The 8,673-nt window shown below is 76.5% G+C and carries 10 protein-coding genes; 3 read left to right on the top strand and 7 right to left on the bottom strand.

Going from position 1 to position 8,673, the window contains the following annotated elements; translation table 11 throughout:
* The first annotated feature begins 92 nt into the window (after positions 1-92).
* Positions 93-314 (top strand): 4-oxalocrotonate tautomerase family protein, encoded by a 222-nt coding sequence (locus tag E9549_RS21670; RefSeq protein WP_236828665.1) that lies wholly within the window; start codon positions 93-95, stop codon positions 312-314.
* A 111-nt stretch (positions 315-425) separates the two neighbouring features.
* Positions 426-2,336, top strand: coding sequence for a tetratricopeptide repeat protein (locus E9549_RS21665; RefSeq protein ID WP_236828664.1), 1,911 nt, complete (start codon positions 426-428; stop codon positions 2,334-2,336).
* Here the strand turns inward: E9549_RS21665 and E9549_RS21660 are convergent.
* Complete coding sequence (locus E9549_RS21660; RefSeq protein ID WP_236828663.1) at positions 2,234-3,274, bottom strand: HD domain-containing protein; 1,041 nt, start codon at positions 3,272-3,274, stop codon at positions 2,234-2,236. The two genes, E9549_RS21665 and E9549_RS21660, sit on opposite strands and share 103 nt — an antisense overlap.
* Entirely contained in the window at positions 3,271-4,524 is a 1,254-nt protein-coding gene (gene mshC, locus E9549_RS21655; protein WP_236828662.1) for a cysteine--1-D-myo-inosityl 2-amino-2-deoxy-alpha-D-glucopyranoside ligase, read from the bottom strand. The genes E9549_RS21660 and mshC overlap by 4 nt, the downstream gene beginning before the upstream one ends.
* A 106-nt stretch (positions 4,525-4,630) precedes the next feature.
* Here mshC and E9549_RS21650 point away from each other — a divergent pair, with 106 nt between their 5' ends.
* Positions 4,631-5,347 carry a maleylpyruvate isomerase family mycothiol-dependent enzyme gene (locus E9549_RS21650; RefSeq protein WP_236828661.1) on the top strand — a complete coding sequence of 239 codons (717 nt, stop codon included), beginning with the start codon at positions 4,631-4,633 and terminating at the stop codon, positions 5,345-5,347.
* Positions 5,348-5,359: 12 nt separating this feature from the next.
* Here the strand turns inward: E9549_RS21650 and E9549_RS21645 are convergent, their stop codons facing one another.
* From E9549_RS21645 to E9549_RS21625, 5 genes are all read right to left on the bottom strand, one after another.
* The gene (locus tag E9549_RS21645; protein WP_236828660.1) at positions 5,360-5,830 is read right to left on the bottom strand and encodes an SAM-dependent methyltransferase; all 471 of its coding nucleotides are present in this window, start codon (positions 5,828-5,830) and stop codon (positions 5,360-5,362) included.
* 31 nt (positions 5,831-5,861) lie between these two features.
* Entirely contained in the window at positions 5,862-6,248 is a 387-nt protein-coding gene (locus E9549_RS21640; protein ID WP_236828659.1) for a VOC family protein, read from the bottom strand.
* A gap of 112 nt (positions 6,249-6,360) precedes the next feature.
* Entirely contained in the window at positions 6,361-7,140 is a 780-nt protein-coding gene (locus tag E9549_RS21635) for an SCO1664 family protein (RefSeq protein WP_236828658.1), read from the bottom strand.
* Entirely contained in the window at positions 7,110-7,661 is a 552-nt protein-coding gene (locus E9549_RS21630) for a DUF3090 family protein (protein ID WP_236828657.1), read from the bottom strand. Before E9549_RS21630 ends, E9549_RS21635 begins: the two co-directional genes overlap by 31 nt.
* Before the next feature lie 60 nt (positions 7,662-7,721).
* The gene (locus E9549_RS21625) at positions 7,722-8,423 is read right to left on the bottom strand and encodes a histidine phosphatase family protein (RefSeq protein WP_236828656.1); all 702 of its coding nucleotides are present in this window, start codon (positions 8,421-8,423) and stop codon (positions 7,722-7,724) included.
* Between the last annotated feature and the right edge of the window lie 250 nt (positions 8,424-8,673).

Here is an 8,673-nt window from a genome sequence, read left to right as displayed (position 1 = left end):
CGCCCGCCGTCCGCCGGTCACACGCGGCGTCACACACCGGGGCCGGACCCTCCTCCTGCCGGCATCCCCGCCGGCCAGACCGAGGAGGAAGCATGCCGTTCGTCAACGTCAAGGTCATCGAGGGCGTGTTCACGGCCGACCAGAAGCACGCCATCGTCGAGCGGTTGACCGACGCGATGGTCGCCATCGAGGGCGAGGCGATGCGCGGGGTCACCTGGGTCGTCGTCGAGGAGGTCGCCAGCGGCGACTGGGGCATCGGCGGCAAGTGCCTGACGACCGCCGACGTCCGGTCCCTGGCCGCAGCCGGAGCGTGACGGCACGGCGGCGGGGACGGCCCGGCCGCGACCGCCGCCGGACCGCGCTCGTCGGCGCCCGCTCCCCGGCGTCGTGACCGCTACCGTCCCGGTGACGGAGGAGGCGAGGCCATGGCCGGGCTCGCGGTGGCCCTGCTGGGCCGGCCGCACCTCGTCCGGGACGGCGTCCCGGCCGCCCCGCCGCGGGGCAACAAGGCGTGGGCGCTGCTCGCCTACCTCGCCCTGGCCGACCGCCCGGTCCCCCGGAGGCATCTGGTGGACCTGCTCTTCGCCGAGGCCCAGGACCCGCCGGGCACCCTGCGCTGGAACACCAGCGAGCTCCGGCGGGTCCTCCGCGACGCCGCCACCCTGGACGGCGATCCGCTGACCCTCCGGCTCGCGCCCGGCAGCGTCGTCGACGTCCGGCAGCTCACCGACGGGCCGTCCGCGCGGGCGCTGGAGCTGGCGGGGTTCGGCCGGGAGCTCCTGGAGGGCCTGAGCCTGCCGGGTGCGCCCGGGTTCGAGGCCTGGCTCTCGGCGGAGCGCTGCCGGATCCGCACCTGCACCGGGACGGTGCTGGTGGAGTGCGCCCTCGACCAGCTCGCCCGGGGCTCGGCGGGGGTCGCGGCGCGGCTGGCCGCACGGGCCGTGGCCCTGGACCCGCTCGACCCCGGGCACCACGCGGTCCTGGTGCGCAGCCTCGGCGCGGCCGGGGACCATGCGGGGGCACGCCGCCAGGCGGTCCGGTGCGCCGAGCTGTTCCGCCGGGAGCTCGGCTGCGCCCCGCCGGTCGAGGTCCTCGCGGCCACCCGGCCGGTGACCTCCCCGCGGCTCCCGGTGGCCGGCGCCGCTGCGGTGCGCTCCTACCTCGACGCCGGACGGGCCTCGATGCGGGCCGGCGCCGTCGACCGCGGCCTGGACCAGCTGCAGCGGGCCGCTGCCGCAGCGACCGGTGTCGGCGATCCGGCGGTCCGCGCCGGCGCCCTCCTGGCCCTGGCGGGCGCACGGGTCCACGGCGCCGGCGAGCGCGGCTCCGAGGTGCGCGGGCTCCTGCACGAGGCGGCCGCGCTGGCGCGCACGGCCGAGGCCGGCGAGCTGGTCGCCGCGGCGTGCCGGGAGCTGGGCTTCCTGGGCGTGCAGCGGGGGCAGCACGACCGGGCCCTGGTGTGGCTGGACGAGGCCCGGCGTGCCACCGACGGGGACGGCGAGACCGCCCGGACCCTCGGGGTGCGCGGCATGTGCCTCACCGACGGCGGTGACCACGGCGGGGCGCTGCACAGCCTGGACGAGTCGCTGGGCCGGGCCGCGCGGGCGGGCGACACCCGGCAGCAGGCGTGGTCGCTGGCGATGGCCGGGCGGGTGCACGTGCTGCGCGGCGACCACGCCCGCGCGGTGCCCGCCCTCGACCGCGCCCTGGCGCTGCTCGCCGACGACTCCTGGCCGGCGTTCCTGCCGTGGCCGGAGGCGTTCCGAGCGGAGGCCGCCATCGGGCTGGGGGATGCCGGCACCGCACGGGACCTGCTCGACCACGCCTGGGTGCTGGCCGCGGAGAGCGACGACCACTGCTGGATGGCGACGGTCGCCCACGGGCATGCCCGCCTCGCGCTGGCCGAGGGCGATCCGGACCGGGCCCGGCGCTGGTGCGACCTGGGCCTGGCCCCCGCCCCGTGGTACCTCTGGCCGCACGCCCGGCTGCTGGACACCGCCTGCGCCGCCGCCCCGGGCGCCGGGCAGGCGGACCGGGCGAGGATCGACCGGCTGGTCGGCATCGCTGCGCACGGCAGCATGCGGCCCCTGCTCGCCCGGGCGCACCTGCACCGGGCCCGGGCCGGCTCCCGGGGCGGGGTGGCGGCCGCCCGGGCGATCGCCGCCGGGCTCGACGACCCGGACCTGCACGACCTCATCGCCCGGCAGGAGGCCGTCGCAGCGGCTCCCGGCCGTCAGCGCTCGGTGAGCAGCGGGCGCATCTGGGCCGAGGCGTCGGCGTCGAACAGCCGGTCGTGCGTCGCGAGGGCGAACCGGTCGGTCATCCCCGAGACGTAGTCCACGACCTGGGTCAGCGGCTCGGCCGCGGTGTCGCGGTAGCTGGCCGGGATGAGCTCCGGGTGGGCCAGGTGGTGGTCGACCAGCCGGCGGATGACGTCGATGGCGAGGTGCTTCTGCCCCGCGGCGACGTCGGAGGCGTAGACGCGGGCGAACATGAAGGCGCGCAGCTCGTGCATGGCCGCCAGCGGCTCCGGGGCCATGACGACCCGGCCGCCGTCGGCCATCGACCCCGCGACGACGGCGTCGATCATCGACCCGACCATCTCGCTGCCCGGCTGCCCGAAGACGGCGAGGGCCTGGGCGGGCAGGTCCGCCACCCGGATCACCCCGGCCCGGACGGCGTCCAGGGCATCGTGGGACAGGTAGCCGATGCGGTCGGCGTACCGCACGCACTCGGCCTCGCGGGTGTCCGGCGGCGGGTCGATCTTCCAGCTGTGCGCGCGGATGCCGTCGCGCACCTCCCACGTGAGGTTGAGGTCCTCGAGGACCTCGACGATCCGCACCCCCTGCGCCGCGTGGTGCCACCCGCCGGGCACGTAGGGGTCGAACGCCTCCTCCCCGATGTGCCCGAACGGCGAGTGCCCGACGTCGTGCCCGAGCGCGATCGCCTCGGCGAGCGTCTCGTTGAGCCCGAGCGCCCGCGCCAGCGAGCGGGCCACCTGCGTCACCTGCAGCGTGTGGGTGAGCCGGGTGACGAAGTGGTCGCCGTCGGGGTGGAGGAAGACCTGCGTCTTGTGCTTGAGCCGGCGGAACGCCTTGGCGTGCAGGATGCGGTCGCGGTCGCGCTCGAACGCGGTGCGCAGCGCGTCCTCGGGCTCGGGCCGGGCCCGCCCCCGGGTGCCGGCCGCGCGCGTGGCGGCGGGTGCGAGCTGCTGCTCGGCCCGCTCGCGGGCCACCCGGTCGGTCAGCCGGAAGGGGCCGGGGGCGCTGGTCACCAGCCGGCCTGCAGGTCCACGCCGAGGAGCGCGTCCACGGCGTCGCCCACCACCTGCGGCGCGTGCTCCTCGAGGTCCTCCCCGCCGGCCAGCGTGCGCGCGGCCCAGGCGTCGACCAGGGCGATCGCGCCCGGGCTGTCGAGGTCGTCGGCGAGGCGCTCCCGCAGCCCGTGCAGCACGGGGCCGGCGGGTGCTCCGGCCTCCCGGCCGGCAGCGAGCCGCCAGGTGGCCAGCCGCTCCTCGGCCTCCGCGAGCAGGTCCCCCGTCCAGGCGCGGTCGGTGCGGTAGTGGCCCGAGAGCAGCGCCAGCCGGATGGCCATCGGGTCGACGCCCTCGCCGCGCAGCCGGGAGACGAAGACGAGGTTGCCGCGGCTCTTGCTCATCTTCTCGCCGTCCAGGCCGATCATCGCCGCGTGCACGTAGGCCCGGGCGAACGGCTTGGTGGCGGTGAGCGCCTCGGCGTGGACGGCGGAGTACTCGTGGTGCGGGAAGACCAGGTCGCTGCCGCCGCCCTGGACGTCGAAGCCCATGCCGATGGTGTCCAGCGCGATGGTGGCGCACTCGACGTGCCAGCCCGGGCGTCCGCGCGTACCCCGCGGGCCGGGCCACGCGGGCTCGCCGGGGCGCTCGCCGCGCCAGAGCATCGGGTCCAGCCGGTTGCGCTTGCCGGCCCGGTCGGGGTCGCCGCCGCGCTCGGCGAAGAAGGTCAGCATCGTGGCCTCGTCGTAGCCGGACTCGGTGCCGAAGCCGGGCGCCTGCGCGACGTCGTGGTAGACGTCGCCGGTGCCGTCGTCGAGCACGTAGGCCAGCCCGTCGTCGAGCAGCCGCTCGACGTGCGCCACGATCCGCGGGATCGACTCCACCGCGCCCACGTAGTCCTCGGGCGGGAGCACCCGCAGCGCCGTCATGTCCTCGCGGAACAGCGCCGTCTCGCGCATGGCCAGGACGATCCAGTCCTCGCCGTCGCGCTCGGCGCGCTCGAGCAGCGGGTCGTCGATGTCGGTGACGTTCTGCACGTAGTGGACCGCGTGGCCGGCGTCGCGCCACACCCGGTTGACCAGGTCGAAGGCCAGGTAGGTGGCCGCGTGGCCGAGGTGGGTGGCGTCGTAGGGGGTGATGCCGCAGACGTACATCCGCGCCGTCCGGTCCGGCGTCGTCGCGACGATCTCGCCGCGGGCGGTGTCGTAGACCTTGAGGACGGGGCCGGTGCCGGGCAGGGTCGGCAGCAGCGGGGCGGGCCAGGAGAGCACGGCACGAGCCTAGAGGCGTGGTCCGACGGCACCTGCCCGCACGCCCGTGCGGGTCATCACGTCGGAGGCGCCGGCGCACCGCACCCGGCGTCCACGAGGAGGAGCGATGGAGCTTTCCGAGTACCTGCCGGCCCTGCGGCGCGTCGACGCCCGGTTCGCCGACGCCGCCGCCGAGGCGGTGCTCGCGCACGGCTGGCGCGCCCGTGTCCCCGGCTGCCCGGACTGGACGCTGGCCGACCTCGTGTGGCACCTGGGCGAGGTGCAGCACTTCTGGGCCTGGGTGGTGCGCACCCGGGCCCAGGACCCCTCCGCCTACGTCGAGCCCGAGCGGCACGCCGACGACGAGCTGCTGGGCTACGTGATCGCCCAGAGCGCGGAGCTGGAGGCGGCGCTGGCCGGCGCGGACCCCGCGGAGCGGGTGTGGACCTGGGCCCCGCGGAAGGACGTCGCCTTCGTCCTGCGCCGGCAGCTGCAGGAGGCCACCGTGCACACCGTCGACGTCGAGCAGGTGCTCGGCGACGTGCGGCCCATCCCGACCGCGGTGGCGCTCGACGGCCTGGACGAGTGGCTGGAGGTCATGGTCCCCGGCACGCTCCCCGACGGCCCGCCCGAGCACGCGCACCCCGTCGTCCTGCACGCGGTGGACGCCGACGCCGAGCGCACCCTCTTCCCCGGCACGAAGCCCTTCCCCATCGCCGCGCTCACCGGGACCGCCGGCGACCTGCTGCTGGCCGTCTGGCGGCGGGTGCCGCTGGAGGTGCTCACCGTCGACGGCGACGGGCTGCAGGCGGCCGCCATGATCGACCTGGTCCGCCTCGAATGACGGGGTGCCCGCTCAGGTGCCCGCGGCCGACCAGTACCCGGCCATGAGCTCGTGGGACCAGGCCGGCTGCCGCACCTCCCCCCGCGGGCCGAACTCGGCCATGTACGGCTTGACGTCCAGGACCGGGGTGCCGTCGATCGCGTCGAGGCCGCGCACCCGCAGCGTCCGACCGTCCACCCCGAGGAGCCGGCAGACCGTGACGCCGATCCGGTTGGGGCGCCCCTTGCCCCGCTGGGCGAAGATGCCGACCTCGGGCCACCCGGGGTTGCCGCGCGGCCGGCGAGCCCCGGTCTGCACCGCGGCCGGGTCCACGCGGTCGAAGAGGTAGACCACCTCGACGTGGGAGAACTCGTCGAGCCCGGCCAGCGCCTCCGGGCCGAACCGCCCGGCGTCGAGGGTGATCGACGCCGCGACCGCGTCCCAGTCGTCGTCGACCGGCTCCGCCCGCGCCGAGGTGACCGTGCCGATGGGTTCGACGAGCATGCCGGCATCCTGGCACCGACCGCGGCGCAGGTCAGGGCCAGGTCACCGCATGGCGGTCGAACTCGTCCCCGGTCTGGACGCCGACGACGCAGAACACCAGGCCGGCCGGGTCGAGCAGCTGCCAGAAGGAGCCCATGTCCCGGTGCCGGGTGGCGCCGAGCGCCTCCAGTCGGGCCACCTCGGCCGGGATGTCATCGGTCTCCACGTCGACGTGCCAGCGCGGTGGCGTGCCCTCGCCGGTCCGCTGGACCTCCACGTGCCAGCCGCCGGCGAACGACCCGAGCGACGCCCACGTCTCGTCCTCGGCGTCCGGTTGCGCGGTGCGGCCCGTGGCACCCGCCCAGAAGGCGGTCCCCGCGGCGTGGTGCTCCGGCGGGAGGTCGAGGAGCAGGATCGACAGACGGCTGCGATGCGGCATCCCTCATCCTGCCGCCCTCCGGGCTCCGACCGCAGCCAGGTGCCGTCCCGGCCGCCATCGAGCCGTTCCTCGGCACGGCTCGGGGAGCCTCCGGCCCCCGCTCGGCAGAACGCTAGAAGGGCGGCCAGGGCAGCGCGGGCCACTCACCGCTGGGCTCGGGGTGGCGGCCGGTCCGCAGCAGCTCGGCCACCCGCCGCTGGGTGCAGCGCACCTCGGTCCGCGTCAGGTGCTCGTGCAGCTGCTCCCCGAGGTCGCCGCGCAGCTCGTCGCCGAGCCGCTCCAGCACCTCGACCGCCTCACCGGTCAGCGGCTTGCCGGCCCAGCGCCACAGCAGGGTGCGCAGCTTGGGGTCCACGGAGAAGCAGATGCCGTGGTCGACGCCGTGCACGTGGCCACCGGGCACCGGGATGATGTGCCCGCCCTTGCGGTCGGCGTTGTTCACCACCGCGTCGAACACGGCCATGCGGCGCAGCGCCGGGTCGTCGCGGCGCACGAAGGCGGCCAGGTCGACCGTCTCGTCGCCGTCCACCCACAGCTGCACCATCCCGGGGCCGAACGGACCCTCGCGCAGCACCGTGGGCGGGACGACCCGCCAGCCGGTCGCCTCCGACACGAGGTAGGCCGAGATCTCCCGGCCGGCGAGGGTGCCGTCGGGGAAGTCCCACAGCGGCCGCTCCCCCGCCACCGGCTTGTAGACGCACTCGGCGACCACGTCGCCGCACCGGATGCTGCCGACCAGGGTGACGTTCGACGCGTCGAGCATGCGGCCCTCGAGGTCGATCTCGCCCTCGACCAGCAGGTGCCGCGCCTCCTCGTCCCCGGCGGGCGGCCGGAGGACGACGTCCTCGGCGGGGTCCCCGCTCAGCGGCGGTAGCCGTTCTGCCGGGGGCACACGTGGCCCACGGGGTCCAGCGGGAGCGAGCACAGCGGGCACGAGGGGCGACCGGCGGCCACCACCCGGCGGGCGCGGGCGACGAACGCGCGCGCGGCCAGGGGGGTGATGGTCACGCGCAGGGCGTCGGGTCCCTCCTCGCTGTCGGAGAGGATCACGTCCTCCTCGATCGGCTCCTCGCCGGCGGCCACGGCCTCGACGACGACGGCCTCCTCGGTGCCGTCCCAGGCCAGGCCCATCGCGGCGACGCGGAACTCCTCGTCGACCGGCGCGGTGAGCGGCTCGAGGTCGTCGACGTCGGCCTCCCGCGGGATGACCGTGCCGGCCCGGCCGCTGACCTCGTCGAGCAGGTCGTTCATCCGGTCGGCCAGCACCTGCACCTGGTTCTTCTCCAGCGCGACGCTGACCGTGCGCCCGGTGTCGTCGGTGGCCTGGAGGTAGAACGTGCGGTCCCCCGGCTGCCCCACCGTCCCCGCGACGAACCGGCTGGGGCGATCGAAGAGATGGACCTGGCGGGGCACGCGCCCAGGTTACGCGGTGGGACGACCCCGCCTCCCGCGCGCCGTGCGCCGCGGACGGGGTCAGGCGGTCGCGCCCGCCCCGCCGCCGACGACGGCGTCGGAGCCCGCCCGGCGCTGGCGCCGGCCCTTGCGCGGGGGCGGGACCAGCGCGGCGACGTCGCCGCCGGTGTCGTTGATCCGCACCACGAACGGGCGGGTCTCGGTGTAGGTGACGACCGAGATCGACGCCGGGTCGACGACGATGCGCTGGAACTGGTCGAGGTGCAGCCCGAGGGCGTCGGCGAGCACCGCCTTGATGACGTCGCCGTGGCTGCAGGCCAGCCAGACCGCGTCCGGCCCGAGCCGGGCGTTCCACTCGCGGACGGCGGCGACGGCCCGTGCCTGGGTCTGGGCCAGCCCCTCCCCCTCCGCGCCCGGGAAGACGGCGGCCGAGGGGTGCTGCTGGACCACCTTCCACAGCGGCTCCTTGGCCAGCTCCTTGAGCGGCCGCCCGGTCCAGTCGCCGTAGCGGGCCTCACCGAGGCGGTCGTCGGTGGCCAGCTCCAGGTCACGCCCGGCGAGGAGCGCGCCGGCGGTCTGCCGGCACCGCTCCAGCGGGCTGCTGACGACGGCGGCCAGCGGCACCTGCGCCAGCCGCTCCCCCACCGCCCGCACCTGGGCCTGCCCGGTCTCGTCGAGCTCGACGCCGGGGGTCCAGCCGGCGAGCACCCCGCCCGTGTTCGCGGTGCTGCGTCCGTGCCGCAGGAGGATGACGGTGGTCACCGGGCGAGCGTAGGCGGTGCCGGGGCGTCCCCCGGCCGCCCGCCGGTCCGGCCCCCGCCGACGGGACCCCGACGGCGCGGGCCGGACCGCCCGGGTGCACGTGACGATCCGGTGACGAGCGGCCGAGCCGGGTTCGGCATGCGGCGGCGGGCGGGCAGGCACCAGGGGACCGGACCCCCGAGACCGGAAGCGAGATCGCGATGATGCGACTGCTGCTCGCCGGGCTGGGCGCCAGCACCCTGCTGGTGAC

It is taken from the genome of Blastococcus sp. MG754426 (assembly GCF_021699055.1).
Lineage (GTDB): Bacteria > Actinomycetota > Actinomycetes > Mycobacteriales > Geodermatophilaceae > Blastococcus.
This window is presented reverse-complemented; position numbering and strand designations above follow the sequence as displayed.

Excerpts from the sequence above, each read along its gene's own strand:
- E9549_RS21670 (WP_236828665.1), top strand. The coding sequence starts at position 93 with ATGCCGTTCGTCAACGTCAAGGTCATCGAGGGCGTGTTCACGGCCGAC.
- E9549_RS21665 (WP_236828664.1), top strand. The coding sequence starts at position 426 with ATGGCCGGGCTCGCGGTGGCCCTGCTGGGCCGGCCGCACCTCGTCCGG.
- E9549_RS21650 (WP_236828661.1), top strand. The coding sequence starts at position 4,631 with ATGGAGCTTTCCGAGTACCTGCCGGCCCTGCGGCGCGTCGACGCCCGG.
- E9549_RS21645 (WP_236828660.1), bottom strand. The coding sequence starts at position 5,830 with ATGCTCGTCGAACCCATCGGCACGGTCACCTCGGCGCGGGCGGAGCCG.
- E9549_RS21640 (WP_236828659.1), bottom strand. The coding sequence starts at position 6,248 with ATGCCGCATCGCAGCCGTCTGTCGATCCTGCTCCTCGACCTCCCGCCG.